Raw genomic sequence first — 19665 nt, 5'->3', positions numbered from 1 at the left:
AGATTGCCCACGTGTTACTCACCCGTTCGCCACTGATCCACCCCGAAGGGCTTCACCGTTCGACTTGCATGTGTTAAGCACGCCGCCAGCGTTCGTCCTGAGCCAGGATCAAACTCTCCGTGAATGTCTACTCAGCCCCACAATCAAGCAGAGCCGGTGAACACCCGCGTTGAGCGGCACGGCAACCACCGGAATAGGGTGATCCCGCGCACTGCGTCCTCGCTAGTGTTTGTTTCAAAAGGAATCTCCAACCCCAGGAAACCTGAGGCCGGGGATGTCAACATATCTGGCGTTGACTTTTGGCACGCTGTTGAGTTCTCAAGGAACGGACGCTTCCTTCGGACTGCCTTCCAGCAGACCCTCCGGGCTTCGTTCTTTCGTGTTCCCAGCCTATCAGACGCTTTCCGCTCCGTTTACCGGGGCTTTTCGCATCCGAAATCTGGTGTTAACCGCCAAGTTGCGGCGACTCGACCAACCATAGCGGGTCGCCTGCCGCAGCGCGAATCGGGCGCACCCGGAGTCCTCCGGACGGCGGCATGATTTGTTGCTCTCGCGAGCATATACAGCAATGGCCTCGATTCGCCAAGATGCCTGTAGAGTGCGGCGCACCGGCCGAGAGGACTAGACCACTCGCGGGCTGGTGGGCCGCCGGCCGATAGGTAGGCGAGGGCGGGTCTTCGCCCGGGAATGTCAACGGATGTCCGTAGTTGACATGATTTAGGCTTCAGTTGATCGTCGTGCCGCTCCTCGCGGCCGCTAGCTGTACTGCGCACTTGGGAGGCACAACCATGACCACTGTGACGTCGCCGCTGACCGGCAAGATCGTGGGGCTCGCGGGCGTGCCCGACCCGGTGTTCTCCGGTGCGATGGTCGGCCCGGGCACCGCGATCGACCCGGTCCGCGAGCAGACCACGGCGGTCGCCCCGGTGGACGGCGTGGTCGTCTCCATGCACCCGCACGCGTTCGTCGTCGTGGACGCCGAGGGCCACGGTGTGCTGACCCACCTCGGGATCGACACCGTTCAGCTCAACGGCGAGGGCTTCGAGCTGCTCGTCAACAAGGGCGACACGGTGACCCGCGGTCAGGCCGTCATCAAGTGGGACCCGGCCGCCGTCGAGGCCGCGGGCAAGTCGCCGATCTCGCCGATCGTGGCGCTGGAGGCGGCCGCCGGCTCGCTCGTCGACCTGCGGGAGAACGGCGAGGCCAAGGCCGGCGAGCAGCTGTTCAGCTGGAGCTGACCCTCCCGACCACCGACACACACCCGCCCCGCAGGAAGTGACGGGGCGGCCCGGCACTCAGCGGTTCCCGGCGGGGCCGCTCCTCTCAGCGGAGACAGGTACATGGAGAAGACACTGCGCGGCGTGGGTGTCAGCCACGGGGTCGCGATCGGCCAGGTGCGGCACATGGGGACGGCGGTGCTGGAGCCCCCGGCCACCCAGATCCCGACCGAGGACGCCCCCCGCGAGCAGGCCCGCGCCCAGGCCGCCGTCGAGGCGGTCGCCGCCGACCTCATCGCGCGCGGCAACCTGGCCGGCGGCGAGGCACAGGCCGTGCTGGAGGCCCAGGCGCTGATGGCGCAGGACCCGGAGCTGATGGCCGACGTCTCCCGCCGGATCGCCGTCGGCAGCAGTGCCGAGCGCGGCGTCTACGACGCGTTCGCGGCCTACCGGGCGCTGCTCGCCTCCGCCGGGGAGTACCTGGCCGGCCGGGTCGCCGACCTGGACGACGTGCGCAACCGGATCGTGGCCCGGCTGCTCGGCGTGCCGATGCCGGGTGTGCCGGACAGCGACGAGCCGTACGTGCTGTTCGCGCGGGACCTGGCGCCGGCCGACACCGCGCTGCTGGACCCGACGCTGGTGCTCGGCTTCGTGACCGAGGAGGGCGGGCCGACCAGCCACAGCGCCATCCTGGCGCGGGCGCTGGGCGTGCCGGCCGTCGTCGCGCTGCCCGGTGCGATCGAGGTCGCCGAGGGCACCGTCGTCGCGGTGGACGGCAGCTCGGGCGACGTGCTGCTGGAGCCGTCCCAGGAGAAGCAGGACGAGCTGCGGGCGGCCGCCGCCGCGCGCAAGGCCGCGCTGGCCGCCTCCTCCGGCCCGGGGCAGACCTCGGACGGGCACCGGGTGCCGCTGCTGGCCAACGTGGGCGGCCCGGCCGACGTGCCGGCCGCGCTGGAGAACGGCGCCGAGGGCGTCGGCCTGTTCCGCACCGAGTTCCTGTTCCTGGACGACTCGGCGAAGGCTCCCGGCGTGGAGAAGCAGGTCGAGGCGTACCGCAAGGTGCTGGAGGCCTTCCCGGAGGGCCGGGTCGTGGTCCGGGTGCTGGACGCGGGCGCGGACAAGCCGCTGGACTTCCTGACCCCGGCCGACGAGCCGAACCCGGCGCTGGGCGTGCGCGGTCTGCGCACCCTCCTTGAGCACCCCGAGGTGCTGCGGACCCAGCTCCAGGCGCTGGCCACGGCGGCCGAGGGCCTGCCGGTGCACCTTGAGGTGATGGCCCCGATGGTGGCCGACCGCAAGGACGCCAGGGACTTCGCGGCCGCGTGCCGGGAGGCCGGGCTGGACGCCAAGTTCGGCGCGATGGTGGAGATCCCCTCGGCCGCGCTGCGTGCCAGGTCGATCCTCCAGGAGGTCGAGTTCCTGTCCCTGGGGACCAACGACCTCGCGCAGTACGCCTTCGCGGCCGACCGTCAGGTCGGTGCGCTGGCCCGCCTCCAGGACCCGTGGCAGCCGGCCCTGCTGGACCTGATCGCCGCTTCGGCCGACGCCGCGCGGGCGACCGGCAAGAGCTGCGGCGTCTGCGGCGAGGCGGCCTCCGACCCGCTGCTGGCCGTGGTGCTGACCGGTCTGGGCGTCACCAGCCTGTCGATGGGTTCCGCCTCGATCCCCTACGTGCGGACCGCGCTCGCCAAGTACACGCTGGCGCAGTGCCGCCGGGCGGCCGAGGCGGCCCGGGCCGCGGACAGCGCCGAGGAGGCGCGCGCCGCGGCGCAGCAGGTGCTCTCCGGCGAGTAGGACCTCCGCGCAGGTGAAAGGGGCGTCCCCACCGTGATGGTGGGAGCGCCCCTTTCGCATGCGCCGGGACCGGTCAGGCCTGGCGGTCGAGGCGGAGCTGCTCGAAGAAGCGCAGGTGCTCGATGCGGTCGACGGAGCCGGGGTTGACGGCCTGCTCCAGCGGGGTGCCGGAGAGGATGCGCTTGACCGGGACCTCGATCCGCTTGCCGGTGAGGGTGTGCGGGAGGCCGCGGACGGCGATGACCTCGTCGGGGACGTGGCGCGGGGAGAGTTCGGTGCGCAGCGAGGTGCGGATGCGGCCGATCACGTCCTCGTCGAGTTCCGCGCCGGGGGCGAGGACCACGAACAGCGGCATCCAGTAACCGCCGTCGGGCTCCTCCAGGCCGATGACCAGGGACTCGGCGATCTCGGGGAGGCGCTCGACCACCTCGTAGATGTCCGAGGAGCCCATCCGGACGCCCTGGCGGTTGAGCGTGGAGTCGGAGCGGCCGTGGATGACGACGGTGCCCCGGGAGGTCACGGTGATCCAGTCGCCGTGGCGCCAGATGCCGGGGTACACGTCGAAGTAGCTGTCGTGGTACCGGGTGCCCTCGGGGTCGTTCCAGAAGCCGGTGGGCATGGAGGGGATGGGCTTGGTGACGACGAGTTCGCCGACGGTGTCGGTGTGCGGGTGGCCCTGGACGTCCCACGACTCGACGGCGGCGCCGAGGCAGGGGGCCTGGATCTCGCCGACGTACACGGGCAGGGTGGGGACGCCGCCGACGAAGCAGGAGCAGACGTCGGTCCCGCCGCTGACGGAGGCGAGCCAGACGTCCTGCTTGACCTCGTCGTAGATCCAGCGGAAGCCGTCGGGCGGGAGCGGGGAGCCGGTGGTGCCGATGCAGCGGACGGCGGAGAGGTCAAGGTCGCGGCCGGGGTGGAGCTCGGCCTTGCGCCCGGCGATCACGTAAGCGGCGGAGGTGCCGAGGACGGTGGCGCCGGTGCGGGCGGCGACCGACCAGAGGGCGCCGGTGTCGGGGTGTCCTGGGCTGCCGTCGTAGGTGACGATCGTGGACCCGACGAGGAGGCCGGCCAGCAGGAAGTTCCACATCATCCAGCCGGTGGAGGTGTACCAGAGGAACCGGTCCCGGGGGCCGAGGTCAAGGTGGAGGCCGGCCTGCTTGAGGTGTTCGAGCAGGATGCCGCCCTGGCTCTGGACGATGGCCTTGGGCAGGCCGGTGGTGCCGGAGGAGTAGAGGACCCAGAGCGGGTGGTCGAAGGGCACGGGCTCGAAGACCGGTTCCTCGTCGCCGGCGACGAGGTCGTCCCAGCTGAGGGCACCCTCGGGGGCGGGGGCGCCGAGCAGCGGGACGTGGACGACGGTGTGCAGGCCGGGCAGCTCGCGGCGGAGCTCGGCGACGACGTCGGTGCGGTCGTGGTCCTTGCCGCCGTAGTGGTAGCCGTCGATGGCGAAGAGGACGGCGGGCTCCAGCTGCTGGAGGCGGTCGAGGACGCTGCGGGCGCCGAAGTCGGGGGCGCAGCTGGTCCAGATCGCGCCGACGGCGGCGGTGGCGAGCAGGGCCACGGCGGCCTGCGGGATGTTGGGCAGGTAGGCGCTGACCCGGTCGCCTGGGCCGACGCCGCGGGCGCGCAGGGCGGCGGCCAGCGAGCCGACCTGGCGGCGGAGTTCGGCCCAGGTGAGGACGACCGGCTGCTCGGTGGTCTCGTCGAGGTGGAGGATCGCGGGACGGTCCGCGTTGGCCCGGTCGTCGGCGGCGCGCAGGGCGTGCTCGGCGTAGTTGAGGCGGGCGCCGGGGAACCAGCGGGCGCCCGGCATGGCCCGGTCCGCGAGGACGGCTTCGGGGGCCCGGGTGAAGCGGACGTCGAACCACTCGGTGATCGCGGTCCAGAACCGGTCGAGGTCCTCGGTGGACCAGGCGTGCAGGTCCGCGTAGCGCTGGGCGGCCTGCTGGTCGTCGTCGGCCGGGGCGAGCGGGGCGGCCGGGGCGCCGTGGTGTTCGGCGGCCCAGGCCTGGAAGGCCACCAGGGTGGTGGCGGCGGCGCGAGCGGGGTTCGGGCGCCAGAGCGGCTGGTCCTGCGGTGGGGTGCTCACTGTGGTGGTCTCCCGGCCGGTGGTGAGGACGGGAGGCTCGTGGCAGACCCGTCCGGTTGGGCTGTCGGTGCAGACCATGCCATGTGATCGCGCGCCGCGCCAGGGTCGGCCGGTGGACGGACGGGAGGTCGGCGGGGGGCCGGCGGGGGGTCAGCGGGAGGTGAAGTCGCCGCCGAACCAGCGGCTCAGGACGCTGCGGTGGAAGTCCCAGACGAGCGGGGTGTCGGCGGTGGCGAGCAGCCAGCCGTCGGTCTCGTCGGTGGGGCGCGAGGGCGGCAGCTCGGCGAGCGGGCGAGCCGGGAGCATTCCGCAGAGCATGACGAAGCGGCCGCCGGGGTCGGAGGCGGTGTGGATCAGGGTGATCTCGGCCGGGTCGGCGATGATGCCGGTCTCCTCGTGCAGTTCCCGTACGCAGGCCTGCTGCCAGCTCTCGCCGTAGTCCATGTAGCCGCCTGGGAAGGCGAGTTCGCCGTAGCCGGGCTCGATGGTGCGGCGGATGACGACCAGGGCGGGGTCGGCGTCGGGGCGGGTGACGGGCAGGACGGTGACCGCGACGGGCAGCGGGTTGCGGTAGCTGATCTCGGTGCAGCCGGGGCAGGTGCGGGGCCAGGCGCGCGTGCCGGGCGGGTAGGGCGTACCGCAGAAGTGGCAGTGGGAGAACGGCCGGTGGGCGATCCGGCTCGCTTCGTCGACGGTCGTGGCGTCGCCGGTGGTCGTCGCTTCGTCTGTGGTCATGGCCGGATGGTAGCCCGGCGGGTCGGCGGCCCTGGTGCGGGCCGCGGAGGGTCAGGGGGCTCCGGCGTCGTCGGCCGTGCCGTCCCTGGTGGGGCGCAGCAGCGCGGGGTGCAGCTGACAGGCGGCGCCGGCGCGGTAGGTGCGGGCGCGGGGGCCGCCGCGGGCGCCGCCGCGTTCGGTGGTGGTGCCGGTGCTCTCGACGAAGCCGGGCACGGACAGCACCTTGCGGTGGAAGTTGCCGGGGTGGAGCTTCTCGTCCCAGACCGCCTCGTAGACGGCGCGGAGGTCGGGGATGGTGAAGTCGCCCGGCAGGAAGGCGGTGGCCAGCGGGCTGTACTCGAGTTTGGCGCGCACCCGGTCGAGGCCGTCGGCGAGGATGCGGGCGTGGTCGAAGGCCAGCCTGAGCGGACCGGGGCCGGTGCGCCCGTCGACACCACCCCCGTGGGTGTCGGCGGGCGCACCGGCGGCTCGGGACCGGCCGCAGGGCCGGAGGTCCAGGTCGCGGACGGGGTGCCAGGCGGCGGCCGCGGCGTCCGTTCCGGCCCTGGGGTCGGGGAGGTCCGGTGCGAAGGCGAGGTAGGCGACGGAGACGACGTGCATCCGCGGGTCCCGCTCGGGGGCTCCGTAGGTGCCGAGTTGTTCGAGGTGGAGGCGGCTGAGCCCGGCCTCGGCCTCGGAGGTGCTCCGCAGGCCCGTCTCCTCGGCGAGTTCGCGGGCGGCGGCCTCGTCCAGGCCTTCCTCGCCGGCCCGCAGGAAGCCGCCGGGCAGCGCCCGGCAGCCCTGGTGGGGCGGGGCGCCGCGCTCGACGAGCAGGACGTGCAGGCTGCCGTGGCGCAGGGTCAGGGCGACCACGTCCACGGTGACGGCGACCGGTGCGTAGGCGCGCGGGTCGTACGCGGCGAGCCACTCGCGCTCGGCCTCCGGCCCGGTGGGGGGCGGTCGGTCGGCCGCTGCCATCACCGGGCTCCTCTCCGTGCTCGCCGTGCTCTCCGTACCGCAGGGCCTGTCCTGCCGGTGTTGTCCTTCTCGGACTGAGCACAACGTAGCGACTGCTTTCCCCGGCGGCAAATACTTTTCCCGCTCGGCCCGGGCTCCCGCCTTCTAGGCTGTGACCAGGAACTCTGCCTGAGGAGACCGAGATGCCCACTGCTCCCCCGCCGGACTTCGCCGCGGCACTGGCCGCCGGTCCACTGGTGCTCGACGGAGGGATGTCGAACCAGCTGGCGGCGGCCGGGCACGACCTGTCGGACGCGCTGTGGTCGGCGCGGCTGCTGGCGGACGACCCGCAGGCGGTCGTGGCGGCGCACCGGGCGTACTTCGCGGCGGGCGCGGACGTCGCGATAACGGCGAGCTACCAGGCGAGCTTCGGGGGCTTCGCCCGGCGCGGGGTCGGCCGGGCACAGGCCGCCCGGCTGCTGGCGAGCAGTGTGGAGCTGGCCAGGGAGGCGGCGCGGGCGGAGCCGGGCGGGCGGCGGCGCTGGGTGGCGGCCTCGGTGGGCCCGTACGGGGCGGTGCTCGCGGACGGTTCGGAGTACCGGGGCCGGTACGGGCTGAGCGCCGCGGAGCTGGCGGACTTCCACCGGCCGCGGCTGGAGGTGCTGGCGGCGGCCCGTCCCGACGTGCTGGCGCTGGAGACGGTGCCGGACGCGGACGAGGCGCGGGTGCTGCTGGAGCTGGTGCGCGGGCTGGGGGTGCCGGCCTGGCTGTCGTACAGCGTCGAGGGCGACCGGACCAGGGCCGGGCAGCCACTGGCGGAGGCCTTCGCGCCGGCCGCCGACGTGGACGAGATTGTCGCGGTGGGCGTCAACTGCTGTACGCCGCGGGACGCGGACCGGGCGGTGGCGGTGGCCGCCGAGGTGACCGGGAAGCCGGTGGTGGTCTACCCGAACAGCGGGGAGAGCTGGGACGCGGAGCGGCGCGGCTGGCGCGGCGGGCCGACCTTCCGCTCGGCCCGGGTGGGCGGCTGGCTCGCGGACGGGGCGCGGCTGGTGGGCGGCTGCTGCCGGGTCGGGACGGACGGGATCGCGGCGCTGGCGGCGGAGGTGGCGGTCCTGCGGGCGCAGCGGGCGGGGGCGGCGGGCTGACGGTGCCCTGAACGGCGCGGGCCGGTCCGGTCCGCGGGGTCGCCCTCGGTGCACCGGGAGCGGAGCCGCAGGCCGACGGACCGCAGGTTAACAAAGGGCCCAGCGCAGGTTACCGAGGGGGAAGGTGCACGGAGTCACGGCGGCCTGGCAGACTCGTCCCGTCACCACTGTGGTCGACATTGTCGACCGACTGCCAGCGCGGAGGTACTCATGCCCGGCCCGATCCAGTCGCTTTCCCGGGCCGCCGCGATCATGCGCCTGCTGGCCGGCGGCGAGCGCCGGCTGGGCCTGTCCGAGGTCGCGACGGCGCTGGACCTCGCCAAGGGCACCGCGCACGGCATCCTGCGCACCCTCCAGCAGGAGGGGTTCGTCGAGCAGGACCCGGAGAGCGGCAAGTACCAGCTGGGCGCCGAGCTGCTGCGGCTGGGGCAGAGCTACCTGGACGTGCACGAGCTGCGGGCGCGGGCGCTGGTGTGGGCGGACGACCTGGCCAGGGCGGCCGGGGAGACGGTCTACCTGGGGGTGCTGCACCAGCAGGGCGTGCTGATCGTGCACCACGTGTTCCGGCCCGACGACACCCGGCAGGTGCTGGAGGTGGGCTCGATGCAGCCGCTGCACAGCACCGCACTGGGCAAGGTGCTGGTGGCCTACGACCCGGTCGCCCGCGGGGAGTTGGGTGCCGGACCGTACGAGTCGTACACCGTGCGGACGCTGACCGACGCGGCCGACGTGGACGCGGAGTGCGCGCTGATCCGCGAGCGCGGGTGGGCGGACTCGATCGAGGAGACCTGGGAGGGCGTGGCCTCGATCGGCGCGCTGATCCAGGACCGGCGGCGCAATCCGGTCGGCGCGGTGTGCATCAGCGGGGCGGTCGAGCGGGTCTGCGAGGACGGCTTCGTGAAGCCCTCGCTGGTGGCCTCGGTGCGCAGCGCGGCGCGGGCGATCTCCCGCGACCTGGGCGCGGGGCGGTTCTGAGCACAAGCACGGACGGCTCCCGGCGGGCCGTCGATTCGTCACGCTGAGGCGCGGACGGGCGGGAGGCCTGTCCGCGCCTCTGGCGTTTTGTCCCGTTTCGCGAGGCTCCGCTCGGTAACGTCTTCGGACCGGTCGAGGCGAGGGTCACAGCTGCGTAACCCTGCCTTGACGCGGGGGCGACCTGGGGAGGAAGCTTCCGCATGACGGTCGACATTGTCGAACGATGGCCGGAGAGATCACTCCCACAGTGTGCTCACCCGCACAACGATCGACCGGTCGCCTGCCCCCACCCACCCTCCGGGCCATATGGACAAGGGAGTCTTTGTGTCCGCGTTCTCCAACGGCGACGTCTTCGTCGGCGAAACCCTCGGCACCGCCGCCCTGGTACTTCTCGGCGGTGGCGTCTGCGCCGCCGTGACCCTCAAGAAGTCGAAGGCCGTCAACGCCGGCTGGCTCGCGATCACCTTCGGCTGGGGATTCGCGGTCCTCATCGCCGCCTACATGTCGGCTCCGAAGTCCGGTGCCCACCTGAACCCGGCCGTCACCGTCGCGCTCGCGGTCAAGAGCGGCGAATGGGGCCAGGTGCCGCTCTACCTGGGCTCGCAGATGCTGGGTGCGATCATCGGCGCCGTGCTGGTCTGGGCCACCTACCTGGGCCAGTTCAACGCGAACGAGGAGCCCACCCTCGGCATCTTCTCGACCGGCCCCGAGATCCGGAACCCGGTCCAGAACGTGATCACCGAGGTCATCGGCACCTTCGTGCTCTGCTTCGCGATCCTCACCATAGGAACCAACTCCGGCCTCTCCCAGTCCGGCACCGGCACCCTGATGGTCGCCTTCACCGTCGTCGGCATCGGCCTCTCGCTGGGCGGCCCGACCGGCTACGCGATCAACCCGGCCCGCGACCTCGGCCCGCGCATCGCGCACACCCTGCTGCCGATCCCCAACAAGGGCGGCTCCGACTGGTCGTACGCCTGGATCCCGGTCGTCGGCCCGATCCTGGGCGGCCTCGCGGCCGGCGGCGTCTACAACGCCGTCTTCTAAAGGCCGGGTTCGAACCCCGCCGCACACGGGGACTGACCGAGCAACACGCGTCAGGCCCACCCACCCCGTAACCCCCGAACCCGAGCCGAGGACCCTCCCCATGACCTCCACCGGTAACTACATCGCCGCGATCGACCAGGGCACCACCTCCAGCCGCTGCATCATCTTCGGCGCCGACGGCCGGATCGTCGCCGTCGACCAGCAGGAGCACCGGCAGATCTTCCCCCAGCCCGGCTACGTCGAGCACGACGCCGCCGAGATCTGGACCCGGGTGCAGTCGGTCGTCCGCGGCGCGCTGGAGAAGGCCGGCCTCACCAAGGACGACATCCGCGCGATCGGCATCACCAACCAGCGCGAGACCACCGTCCTGTGGGACCGGAACACCGGCGAGCCGGTGCACAACGCGCTGGTCTGGCAGGACACCCGCACCGAGGGACTCTGCCGCGAGCTGGGCCGCAACGTCGGCCAGGACCGCTTCCGCCGCGAGACTGGCCTCCCGCTGGCCAGCTACTTCGCCGGCCCGAAGATCCGCTGGCTGCTGGACAACGTCGAGGGCCTGCGCGAGCGCGCCGAGGCCGGCGACATCCTCTTCGGCACCATGGACACCTGGGTGATCTGGAACCTCACCGGCGGTGTCGACGGCGGCAAGCACGTCACGGACGTCACCAACGCCAGCCGCACCATGCTGATGAACCTGCACACCCTCCAGTGGGACGACAAGATCGCCGAGTCGATGGGCGTGCCGATGTCCGTCCTGCCGGAGATCCGCTCCTCCGCCGAGGTGTACGGCGAGGCCGTCGGCGACCTGGCCGGCGTCCCGGTCGCCTCCGCGCTCGGCGACCAGCAGGCCGCGCTGTTCGGCCAGACCTGCTTCGACGAGGGCGAGGCCAAGTCCACCTACGGCACCGGCACCTTCCTGCTGCTGAACACCGGCGAGAAGATCGTCAACTCGTACCACGGCCTGCTGACCACCGTCGGCTACCGGATCGGCGACCAGGCCCCGGTGTACGCGCTGGAGGGCTCGATCGCCGTCACCGGCTCGCTCGTCCAGTGGCTGCGGGACCAGCTCGGAATCATCTCGACGGCCGCCGAGATCGAGACCCTCGCCAACACCGTCGAGGACAACGGCGGCGCCTACTTCGTCCCGGCCTTCTCCGGCCTGTTCGCCCCGTACTGGCGCTCCGACGCCCGCGGTGTGATCGCCGGTCTGACCCGGTACGTCACCAAGGGCCACCTGGCCCGGGCCGTCCTGGAGGCCACCGCCTGGCAGACCCGCGAGGTCGTCGACGCCATGCAGAAGGACTCCGGGGTCGAGCTCACCGCCCTCAAGGTCGACGGCGGCATGACCAGCAACAACCTGCTCATGCAGAACATCGCCGACGTCCTGGACGCCCCGGTCGAGCGCCCGTACGTGGCCGAGACCACCGCCCTCGGCGCCGCCTACGCGGCCGGACTCGCCGTCGGCTTCTGGACCGACCTCGACACCCTGCGGGCCAACTGGCACCGCGCCGCCGAGTGGACCCCGCGCATGGACGAGGCCACCCGGGAGCGTGAGTACAAGAAGTGGCTCAAGGCCGTGGAGCGCACCATGGGCTGGGTGGAGGAGGAAGAGAACAACTGACCGACCAGCCGGTCGGGGCCCCGTGCCCCGGCCGGCCGCCCGCCGTTCCGGCAGCGGGTGTCACCGAGTTCCACCGGCCCGCCGCACCGGGCCGACCGGCCGCTCCCGCAGGGGCCGCACCGCACACGAGAGGAGTAACGGCGCCGCCCGACCCGCGCGCCGTACACAACCACCATGGCAACCATCCCGACCCTGGGTGCCGAGCGCACCGCCGGCCACACCGCCTCCCGCGCCGAGACCCGCGAACTGCTCGGCAAGGCCACCTACGACCTGCTGGTGATCGGGGGCGGCATCCTCGGCACGGCCGTCGCCTGGACCGCGTCCCAGGCCGGCCTGAAGGTCGCCATGGTCGACGCCGGCGACTTCGCCGGCGCCACCTCCAGCGCCTCCTCCAAGCTCGTCCACGGCGGTCTGCGCTACCTGCAGACCGGTGCGGTCAAGCTGGTCGCCGAGAACCACAAGGAGCGCCGCGCGCTCTCCACCGACGTCGCCCCGCACCTGGTCAACCCGCTGACCTTCTTCGTGCCGGTCTACAAGGGCGGCCCGCACGGCGCCGCCAAGCTCGGCGCCGGCGTCTTCCTGTACTCGGCGCTGTCCGCCTTCCGCGACGGCATGGGCCGGGTCTCCACCGCCGCGCACGCCGCCCAGCAGGTGCCCGCGCTGCGCACCGAGGGCCTGCGCTCGGTGGCCGTCTACGGCGACCACCAGATGAACGACTCGCGCGTCGCCGTGATGACCGTGCGCGCCGCGGTCGACGCCGGCGCCGTGGTGCTCAACCACGCCGAGGTCACCGGCCTGCGCTTCACCGGCGGCCGGGTCACCGGCGCCGACCTGCGCGACCGCCTCGACGGCAGCGAGTTCGGCATCGACGCCCGCCTGGTGCTGAACGCCACCGGCCCGTGGGTGGACCACCTGCGCACGATGGAGGACGCCGGCGCCGCGCCGTCGATCCGCCTCTCCAAGGGCGCGCACGTGGTCGTCAAGCGCCGCTCGCCGTGGCGCGCCGCGCTGACCATCCCGATCGACAAGTACCGCGTCTCCTTCGCGATCCCGTGGGAGGACCACGTCCTGCTCGGCACCACCGACGAGGAGTACACCGGCGACCCGAAGGACGTCCGGGCCACCGAGGCCGACATCGACCAGATCATGGGCGAGGCCGCGCACGCGATCCGCGACGAGCACCTCGACCGCGACCTGGTCACCTACTCCTTCGCCGGCCTGCGGGTGCTGCCGGGCGGCCCGGGCGACACCGCCGCCGCCAAGCGCGAGACGGTCGTCACCGAGGGCCGCGGCGGCATGCTCTCGGTCTCCGGCGGCAAGTGGACCACCTACCGGCACATCGGCCGCGCCGTGCTGGAGAAGCTGGCCCACGTGCCCGGCACCAGCCTCGGCGAGGACATGTCCCCGATCGCCCCGACCGTCCCGCTGCCCGGCGTCGGCGCGCCGAACGCGGTGGCGCACCGCCTGCTGATCGACCGCGAGCCGGGCTCGCGGATGGAGCCGCTGGTGGCCAAGCACCTGGCCAGCCACTACGGCACCCTGTCCTTCGAGATCGCCCGCATGATCGACGAGAACCCGGAGCTCGGCCGGCCGATCCACGAGGACGGCCCGGACGTCTGGGCACAGGTCGCGTACGCGGCGGACAACGAGTGGGCGTACACCGCGGACGACGTGCTGCGCCGCCGCACCACGATGACCGTGCGCGGGCTGGCCACGCCGGAGATCGAGGCCGAGGTCGAGGCCTTCCTGGCGAAGCGCGGAAGCAAGTAGGCGCAGCCTCGCGAAGCGCGAGTAGCAGGTCGGACCGCTCACGGAGGGCGGGCGCCGGGGTCTCCCCCGGGCGCCCGCCCTCCGTTCGCGTCCGGGGGCGGCCCTGCCCGGCTGTCGGAGCGGACCTGGTCCGCTCCGGCCTCGGCCACCTGCCCGGGGTGGCGCCCCGCGGGCGGGCCCCGGCGGTGGTCCCGACCCGGCGCAGGAGGACCGCCGACCCCGGCCGGCCCGTCGGGCCCGTACGGGTTCGGGGAAACGCCGAGGGGAAACGCCGAGGGGCGGCACCCGTACGGTCACGGGTGCCGCCCCCTCGGCGTGGGTGCTTCGTCGGCTAGATGATCAGGCTGAGCGGCAGGATCAGGACGATGGCGACCACCGAGATCACCGTCTCCATCACCGACCAGGACTTCAGCGTCTGCCCGACGCTCATCCCGAAGTACTCCTTCACCAGCCAGAAGCCGGCGTCGTTGACGTGCGAGAGGAACAGCGAACCGGCGCCGATCGCGAGCACCAGCAGGGCCGAGTGGGTCGAGGACATGTCCGTGGCCAGCGGGCCGACGATGCCGGCCGCGGTGATCGTGGCGACCGTCGCCGAGCCGGTGGCCAGGCGGATCAGCACGGCGATCAGCCAGCCGAGCAGCAGCGCCGAGATGTGCCACTTGGCGGACCACTCGCTGACCGCGTTGCCGACGCCGACGTCGATCAGGGTCTGCTTGAAGCCGCCGCCCGCGCCGACGATGAACACGATGCCGGCGATCGGGCCGAGCGACTTGCCGACGGTGTCGGAGATCCGGGCCTTGTCGAAGCCGGCCGCCTTGCCGAGGGTCACCATGCCGAGCAGGGTCGCGGCGAGCAGTGCGATCAGCGGGGAGCCGATGAAGTCGAACACCCGCTGGCCCATCGCCTTCGGGTTGTCGATCACCACGTCGGCCAGCGCCTTGCCGAGCATCAGCACGACCGGCAGCAGGATGGTGGCCAGCACCGCGCCGAACGACGGGGTGCGGTCGTGCTTGGCCGACTCCTCGGGGGCGGTGGCCGCCGGGATCTCCAGCGGGCCGACCCAGCGCTCGGCCAGCCGCGCGAACAGCGGACCGGCGATGATCAGGGTCGGGACGGCGATCAGCAGACCGAGCGCCAGGGTGATGCCGAGGTCGGCCTTCAGCGCGTCGACGGCGACCAGCGGGCCCGGGTGCGGGGGCACCAGGCCGTGCAGCACCGACAGGCCGGCCAGCGCCGGGATGCCGATCCGCATCAGCGGGACGTTGCCGCGGCGGGCGACCAGCAGCACGATCGGGATCAGCAGGACGACGCCGACCTCGAAGAACAGCGGCAGGCCGAGCACGGCCGCGATCAGCGCCATCGCCCAGGGCAGCCCCTTGTTGCCGGTCCGGGAGAGCACGGTGTCCGCGATGATGTTGGCGCCGCCGGAGTCCGCCAGCAGCTTGCCGAGCATCGCGCCGAGGCCGATCAGCAGGCCGACGCTGGCGACGGTGGAGCCGAAGCCGGTGGAGAAGCTGCTGAGCAGCTTGTCGAAGGGCGCGCCCGCGACGGCGGCCAGCAGACCGGAGCCGAGTGTGAGGGCGAGGAACGGGTGCAGCTTCAGCTTGGTGATCAGCAGGACGATCACACCGATGCTGAGCAGCACCGCGATCAGCAGCTGGGAGTCGCTGCCGGTGTGCGGCAGGGCCGGTGGGGCGGCCGCCAGCAGAGTGGGGGCAATGCTCACGCGAGGTCTCCATTGACGGGCCGCAGCAGCGCCACGGCCATCTCGACGAGTTCTTCGGGGGACGGGCCCACGTCCAGGACGGCGCCGCGCTCGTCCGCCTCCAGGGGTTCCAGGGCGGCGTACTGCGAGTCGAGCAGCGACGACGGCATGAAGTGGCCGGTGCGGTGGCTGAGCCGGTCCTCGACCAGCTCGTGGCCACCGCTGAGGTGCAGGAAGAAGGCGCCCGGGCAGGCCGCGCGCAGGGTTTCGCGATAGCGGTGCTTCAGCGCCGAGCAGGTGACCACGCCGCCGGTGCCGGCCTCGGTCCGCTCCTTGAGCCAGGCGCCGATGGCGCGCAGCCAGGGGGCGCGGTCCTGGTCGTCCAGCGGGGTGCCGGCGGACATCTTCGCGATGTTGGCCGCCGGGTGGAACTCGTCCGCCTCGGCGAAGGGGAGTGCGAGGCGGTCCGCCAGCAGGCGGGCCAGGGTGGTCTTGCCGACGCCCGAGACGCCCATCACCACCACGGTGAGGGGGGCCTGCGGGAGGTCGTGGTTCTCGACGCTGAGAGCCATGGGGTGGTGCTCCTTCGTTGCCTGGCCGCCACTATCGCCTCAAAGATATGACGTATTCAAGTGGTGGAAACCAAATCGTCATACTTTTGAGGTGTGGTCTGGGTCGCAGGCAGGCCAGGTAAGGGGCACAGGGTGACGTGAGCGCTCGCGGGGCGGGCGTCTACGCTGGGCGGATGGAGATCCAGGGGCTGCCCGGGCGGCTGCTTGACGAGCTCGGGCCGGCGATCGCGTCGGGGGAGATCCCCGAGGGGGCGGTGCTGCGCGGGGAGGAGCTGGAGGAGCGCTTCGGGGTGTCCCGGACGGTGGTCAGGGAGGCGGTCCGGGTCCTGGAGGGGATGCGGATGGTCGCGTCCCGGCGACGGGTCGGGATCACCGTGCAGCCGAAGTCGCTCTGGGACGTCTTCGACCCGACGGTGATCCGCTGGCGCCTGGCCGGCTCGGACCGGTCCGCCCAGCTGCGTTCCCTCGGCTCGCTGCGGGTGGCCGTCGAACCGGCCGCCGCGGCGCTCGCCGCCACCCACGCGAGCGACGACGACCGGCGCGAACTCAGCTCGCTGGCCGTGGATCTGACGGTCACCGCGCGGGCCGCCGACCTCACCACCTTCCTCCGGCACGACATCGCCTTCCACTCCCTGGTGCTGCGCGCCTCCGGCAACGAGATGTTCGCCCACCTCGGGACCACCGTCGCGGCGGTGCTCACCGGCCGGACCGAGTACCATCTGATGCCCCATCAGCCCGAGCCGTACGCGATCCGGTTGCACCGCGAGGTCGCGGAGGCGATCTGCGCCGAGGACGCCGCCCACGCCGAGCGGGCGATGCGGACGATCGTGAGCGGCGCGCTGGATGAGCTCAACCTCCAACTGGGCTGAGCCGTGGGTGCCGAGGCCGTCCCGGCAGCCGGGGCCGTCGCGATCGTCCGGACCTCCGGGGCTTCCCGGATGACACGATTTGGCGGCAGTTCGACGGTTTCGGACGCATAGTCCTGGTTCGGCGGGGCAGAGTGAGGCAAGCGGGCGCGTTTCGTGTGCGCCCGGCCCGTGTTCTTCACCGATACGCGCGCCACGCGCCTGGGGGTCGCTCGATGTCCGTGCCACGCCGCCGCCGTCGCCGCCTGCCCGACGAGGTTCGCGCCGCCGCAGTCCGGGCGGTGCTCTGCCTGGCCTTCACCCTGGTGGGCGTCGTGGTGGCGACACTGGCCTCGTACGCGGGCAGTTGGCTGCTGACGCCCGCCCTGCTCGCGATGGGGCTCGGGGTGTTCGGCACCATGTGGTGCCTGCTGGAGATCCTGATCTCCCGCCAGGTCGCCGCCCAGCGGGTGCGGGCGCCGGGCTCCGCACACCCGATGGCGGGCAGCCGGGTGCCGCCCGGGCCGCCGGCCGCACGTCCGCTCCCCCGGCCCGGCTCGTCCTCGGTGTACCGGCAGCCGTACGAGTCGACGCAGCCGTACCAGCAGCCGTACGGGGCGGGGCAGCAGCCGCCGCAGCCGTACGGGCCCGGCCGGCAGCAGCCGCCGTACCCGCCGCAGCGCCAGCCCCGGGTGCGGACCAACCAGCCGTAGGGCAGGGCGAAGCGGTCAGTCCAGGACCGGCAGCGACCGGTAGTGGGTGGTGAGCCGGCGGTCCCCGTCCAGGACGTGGAAGGCCAGCATCGGCGGGTGGTCGAAGGCGATGCCGCGCCCGCCCTCGCAGGGCAGCGTGACGGTGGAGACCACGCCGGGCGCGATCAGCAGCGGCAGCCCGGCGAAGGTGGTCGCCGCGGGGGTGTGCGAGTGGCCGCAGAACAGGGCGGCCACCCGGGGGTGCCGGCGCAGTACCCGCGCCAGCCGCGCCTCGCCGAACTGGCGGATCGGGTCGACGTACGGCAGGTGCAGCTCCACCGGCGGGTGGTGGAAGGCCACCAGGGCGGGCAATTCGGCGCTCCCCGAGCCGAGTTCGGCGTCCAGCCAGTCGAGCGTGGCGTCGTCCAGCAGGCCGTCGTCCCGCCCGGGCACGGAGGAGTCGAGCATCAGCACGTCGGCGCCGGGCAGGCGGTGCAGCCGGTTGACCGGCCCCTCCCCCGGCGCCTCGCCGAGCAGTACCTCCCGGTAGGGCGAGCGGCGGTCGTGGTTGCCGGGGCAGATGAGCACCGGGTGCCGGGAGACCAGCACCTCGGCGACCTGCCGGTACTCCTCGGGCAGGCCGTGGTCGGCGAGGTCGCCGGTGACCAACACCGCGTCCAGCGGGCCCGGCAGGGCGTCAAGGTACGCCATCACCTGCTCGGCCCGCCGCCGGGCGCGCTTGCCGTCGTCCCGGCGGTGGACCTGACCGAGGTGGATGTCACTGAGGTGCGCGATCGTCAGCATGCCGACCACGCTAGTGACTTCACCGCTGGGCGGGAACCTCCGCGGGGCGCTTGAACATCCGGGTGGCGGTGATCTCGCCGTGGACGGCCGGGCCGTCCGGGTCCGGCGCCGCGGGCAGACCGGGGCGCAGGTGCTCCTCGACCGAGATGTACTTGAGGCCGGCCCGCAGGTCGGCGTCGTTGCGCAGCCGGATCACCAGCGGGAACTCGGCGAGCGCGGTGGTGTCGAACAGGCCGGTGGTGTAGATCAGTTGGACGCCGAGCGCGTCGGCCACGGCCCGCTGGAGCTCCAGCAGGTAGGTGGCGTTGGCGCGGCCGATCGGATTGTCCAGGAACAGCGTGCCGGCGTGCCGGAGCTGGGACTGGCCGCGGTCGTTGGCGCGCAGGGCGGCCATCGTGCAGTACAGCGCGATCGCGGCGGTGAGCAGCTGGCCGCCGGAGAAGACGTCGGACATCTGGCCGACGCCGACCCGCTCGGCGCGCAGCACCGCGTCGGGCTTGAGGATCTCGACGCTGACGCCCTTGGGGCCGATCGCGGCGGCGACCCCGCGCAGCAGCAGGGACATGCCGTCGCGGCGCAGGTCGCTGTTCTTCTTGACAGCGGCACGGGTGGCCTCGTCGATGACCTCGCCGAGGCGCTCGACCAGGGTGGCGTGGTCCGGGTCCTCGAAGCGGATCCGGAGGAACTCCTGGCCTGACCACTCCCCCAGGCCCTCGGGCAGCCGGGACAGCCGCTGGGCGGCGCGCAGGGTGGTGAGCGAGGACTCGACCAGGCCGCGCAGCCGGTCCACGATCGAGCCGCGGTTCTTCTCCAGCTGGGCGAGTTCGTCGGTGAGCACCCGCAGCCGGGGCGCGAAGGCGACGGCCCAGGCGGCGGCGTGCTCGGGCAGCGCGGAGGCCGGCAGTTCGCGGATCTGCTGACGGGCGGGGGTGCGGACGGCCTCGTAGCGGGCGGCGTTGGCGTGCCGGACCAGGGCGTCGGAGGCGTCGCGGACGGCGAGTTCGGAGGAGGACAGCTCGCCGGCGGCGGTGCGCAGGGCGCGGCGGGCCTCGGTGGCGCCGGTGCGGGCCTCGGCGAGCGAGCCCAGGTAGGGCTCGACCGGGTCGTCCTGGTCCTCCTGGTGGTCGCGCAGGCCGTCGCGCAGCTGGCCGGCCAGCTCGTCGAAGTCGGCGGCGGCGGACTGGGCGGTGTCGAAGGTGCGCTGGAGGTCGGCGTGGGCGGTGCGGGCGGCGTCCAGGGCCTCGCGGCGCTCGGCGAGGCGACTGGTGGCGGTGCGCAGCAGGGCCTGGGCGTGCTCCGGGTCGGTGGGGACGAGGTCCTCGGGCAGCTCGGTGTGCGCCTCGCCGTCGGCGGGGGCGGAGCGTTCGGCCTCGCCGCGCAGCCGGCCGAGCTGCTCGCTGGCGGTGGCGGAGCGGGCCTCGATGGTGGCGACCAGTTCCTCGGCTCGGGCGGCGGCGGCCTGGCGGGCCGGGCCGTCGGCGCCGTCGGGGCTGCCGAGGAGTTCCTCGGCTCGGGTGCGCACCTTGTTGGTGAGGCGGTCGAGTTCGGTGGTGGCGGCGGCCTCGTCGCCCTCGGCGCGGGCCTGTTCGGCGCGCAGGTCGGCGCCGACGCCGACCTTCTCGTACAGCTGGGAGGCGGCCCGGTAGGCCTCGCGCAGGGCGGGCAGCGCGGCGGGGGCGGTCTCGGCGGGCTCGTCGGACTGCTCTGCGGCGGGG

At 73.0% G+C, this 19665-nt stretch carries 15 protein-coding genes, 1 rRNA gene and 1 pseudogene; 9 read left to right on the top strand and 8 right to left on the bottom strand.

Annotation, left to right across the window (positions count from 1 at the left end):
• Window positions 1–124, bottom strand: a 16S ribosomal RNA gene (locus tag BU198_RS12995); the annotation flags it as partial.
• Window positions 125–788: 664 nt separating this feature from the next.
• Here BU198_RS12995 and BU198_RS12990 point away from each other — a divergent pair.
• Window positions 789–1238 (top strand): PTS glucose transporter subunit IIA, encoded by a 450-nt coding sequence (locus BU198_RS12990; RefSeq protein WP_188297005.1) that lies wholly within the window; start codon window positions 789–791, stop codon window positions 1236–1238.
• Window positions 1239–1340: 102 nt separating this feature from the next.
• Window positions 1341–3011, top strand: a complete 1671-nt coding sequence (gene ptsP / locus BU198_RS12985) for a phosphoenolpyruvate--protein phosphotransferase (protein ID WP_188297004.1) — start codon at window positions 1341–1343, stop codon at window positions 3009–3011.
• A gap of 73 nt (window positions 3012–3084) precedes the next feature.
• Here ptsP and BU198_RS12980 read toward each other — a convergent pair whose 3' ends face one another.
• The 3 genes from BU198_RS12980 to BU198_RS12970 form a co-directional block, all read right to left on the bottom strand.
• On the bottom strand, window positions 3085–5181 hold the full coding sequence (locus BU198_RS12980; RefSeq protein WP_188297003.1) for an acetoacetate--CoA ligase: 2097 nt from the start codon (window positions 5179–5181) through the stop codon (window positions 3085–3087).
• A gap of 72 nt (window positions 5182–5253) precedes the next feature.
• Window positions 5254–5838, bottom strand: coding sequence for an NUDIX domain-containing protein (locus BU198_RS12975; RefSeq protein ID WP_188297002.1), 585 nt, complete (start codon window positions 5836–5838; stop codon window positions 5254–5256).
• Between the two features lie 51 nt (window positions 5839–5889).
• On the bottom strand, window positions 5890–6795 hold the full coding sequence (locus BU198_RS12970; RefSeq protein WP_188297001.1) for an NUDIX hydrolase: 906 nt from the start codon (window positions 6793–6795) through the stop codon (window positions 5890–5892).
• 182 nt (window positions 6796–6977) lie between these two features.
• Here BU198_RS12970 and mmuM point away from each other — a divergent pair, with 182 nt between their 5' ends.
• The 5 genes from mmuM to BU198_RS12945 all read left to right on the top strand — a co-directional run bounded on the left by mmuM (window position 6978) and on the right by BU198_RS12945 (window position 13332).
• On the top strand, window positions 6978–7922 hold the full coding sequence (gene mmuM / locus BU198_RS12965) for a homocysteine S-methyltransferase (RefSeq protein WP_188297000.1): 945 nt from the start codon (window positions 6978–6980) through the stop codon (window positions 7920–7922).
• 210 nt (window positions 7923–8132) lie between these two features.
• Complete coding sequence (locus BU198_RS12960) at window positions 8133–8897, top strand: IclR family transcriptional regulator (RefSeq protein ID WP_188296999.1); 765 nt, start codon at window positions 8133–8135, stop codon at window positions 8895–8897.
• A 324-nt stretch (window positions 8898–9221) separates the two neighbouring features.
• The gene (locus BU198_RS12955; RefSeq protein WP_317620097.1) at window positions 9222–9941 is read left to right on the top strand and encodes an MIP/aquaporin family protein; all 720 of its coding nucleotides are present in this window, start codon (window positions 9222–9224) and stop codon (window positions 9939–9941) included.
• 100 nt (window positions 9942–10041) lie between these two features.
• Entirely contained in the window at window positions 10042–11562 is a 1521-nt protein-coding gene (glpK, locus tag BU198_RS12950; RefSeq protein ID WP_188296997.1) for a glycerol kinase GlpK, read from the top strand.
• 174 nt (window positions 11563–11736) lie between these two features.
• Window positions 11737–13332 carry a glycerol-3-phosphate dehydrogenase/oxidase gene (locus tag BU198_RS12945; protein WP_188296996.1) on the top strand — a complete coding sequence of 532 codons (1596 nt, stop codon included), beginning with the start codon at window positions 11737–11739 and terminating at the stop codon, window positions 13330–13332.
• Between the two features lie 331 nt (window positions 13333–13663).
• Here BU198_RS12945 and BU198_RS12940 read toward each other — a convergent pair whose 3' ends face one another.
• Together BU198_RS12940 and BU198_RS12935 are read right to left on the bottom strand one after the other, a co-directional pair.
• The gene (locus tag BU198_RS12940; RefSeq protein WP_188297006.1) at window positions 13664–15052 is read right to left on the bottom strand and encodes a GntP family permease; all 1389 of its coding nucleotides are present in this window, start codon (window positions 15050–15052) and stop codon (window positions 13664–13666) included.
• Between the two features lie 2 nt (window positions 15053–15054).
• Window positions 15055–15609 carry a gluconokinase gene (locus BU198_RS12935; protein ID WP_188296995.1) on the bottom strand — a complete coding sequence of 185 codons (555 nt, stop codon included), beginning with the start codon at window positions 15607–15609 and terminating at the stop codon, window positions 15055–15057.
• A gap of 173 nt (window positions 15610–15782) precedes the next feature.
• Here BU198_RS12935 and BU198_RS12930 point away from each other — a divergent pair, with 173 nt between their 5' ends.
• Together BU198_RS12930 and BU198_RS12925 are read left to right on the top strand one after the other, a co-directional pair.
• On the top strand, window positions 15783–16478 hold the full coding sequence (locus tag BU198_RS12930) for a FadR/GntR family transcriptional regulator (RefSeq protein WP_188296994.1): 696 nt from the start codon (window positions 15783–15785) through the stop codon (window positions 16476–16478).
• A 212-nt stretch (window positions 16479–16690) separates the two neighbouring features.
• Window positions 16691–17167, top strand: coding sequence for a hypothetical protein (locus tag BU198_RS12925; protein ID WP_188296993.1), 477 nt, complete (start codon window positions 16691–16693; stop codon window positions 17165–17167).
• Between the two features lie 15 nt (window positions 17168–17182).
• On the opposite strand, the gene BU198_RS12920 is transcribed toward BU198_RS12925, so the two are convergent.
• Both BU198_RS12920 and BU198_RS12915 read right to left on the bottom strand, forming a co-directional pair.
• Entirely contained in the window at window positions 17183–17950 is a 768-nt protein-coding gene (locus BU198_RS12920) for a metallophosphoesterase (RefSeq protein WP_188296992.1), read from the bottom strand.
• A gap of 19 nt (window positions 17951–17969) precedes the next feature.
• Window positions 17970–19665 (bottom strand): annotated as a pseudogene (locus tag BU198_RS12915) (hypothetical protein); the annotation flags it as partial.

This window comes from Streptomyces sp. CBMA156 (genome assembly GCF_014596515.1).
In the GTDB taxonomy this organism is placed as follows: Bacteria; Actinomycetota; Actinomycetes; order Streptomycetales; family Streptomycetaceae; genus Kitasatospora.
The sequence above is the reverse complement of the archived record's forward strand: the minus strand, read 5'-3'. Positions and strand labels throughout refer to the sequence as shown.

Bases quoted from the DNA above. Each gene is read 5' to 3' on its own strand.
- BU198_RS12990 (WP_188297005.1), top strand. From the start codon at position 789: ATGACCACTGTGACGTCGCCGCTGACCGGCAAGATCGTGGGGCTCGCG.
- ptsP (WP_188297004.1), top strand. From the start codon at position 1,341: ATGGAGAAGACACTGCGCGGCGTGGGTGTCAGCCACGGGGTCGCGATC.
- BU198_RS12980 (WP_188297003.1), bottom strand. From the start codon at position 5,181: ATGGTCTGCACCGACAGCCCAACCGGACGGGTCTGCCACGAGCCTCCC.
- BU198_RS12975 (WP_188297002.1), bottom strand. From the start codon at position 5,838: ATGACCACAGACGAAGCGACGACCACCGGCGACGCCACGACCGTCGAC.
- BU198_RS12970 (WP_188297001.1), bottom strand. From the start codon at position 6,795: ATGGCAGCGGCCGACCGACCGCCCCCCACCGGGCCGGAGGCCGAGCGC.
- mmuM (WP_188297000.1), top strand. From the start codon at position 6,978: ATGCCCACTGCTCCCCCGCCGGACTTCGCCGCGGCACTGGCCGCCGGT.
- BU198_RS12960 (WP_188296999.1), top strand. From the start codon at position 8,133: ATGCCCGGCCCGATCCAGTCGCTTTCCCGGGCCGCCGCGATCATGCGC.
- glpK (WP_188296997.1), top strand. From the start codon at position 10,042: ATGACCTCCACCGGTAACTACATCGCCGCGATCGACCAGGGCACCACC.
- BU198_RS12945 (WP_188296996.1), top strand. From the start codon at position 11,737: ATGGCAACCATCCCGACCCTGGGTGCCGAGCGCACCGCCGGCCACACC.
- BU198_RS12935 (WP_188296995.1), bottom strand. From the start codon at position 15,609: ATGGCTCTCAGCGTCGAGAACCACGACCTCCCGCAGGCCCCCCTCACC.
- BU198_RS12930 (WP_188296994.1), top strand. From the start codon at position 15,783: ATGGAGATCCAGGGGCTGCCCGGGCGGCTGCTTGACGAGCTCGGGCCG.
- BU198_RS12925 (WP_188296993.1), top strand. From the start codon at position 16,691: ATGTCCGTGCCACGCCGCCGCCGTCGCCGCCTGCCCGACGAGGTTCGC.
- BU198_RS12920 (WP_188296992.1), bottom strand. From the start codon at position 17,950: ATGCTGACGATCGCGCACCTCAGTGACATCCACCTCGGTCAGGTCCAC.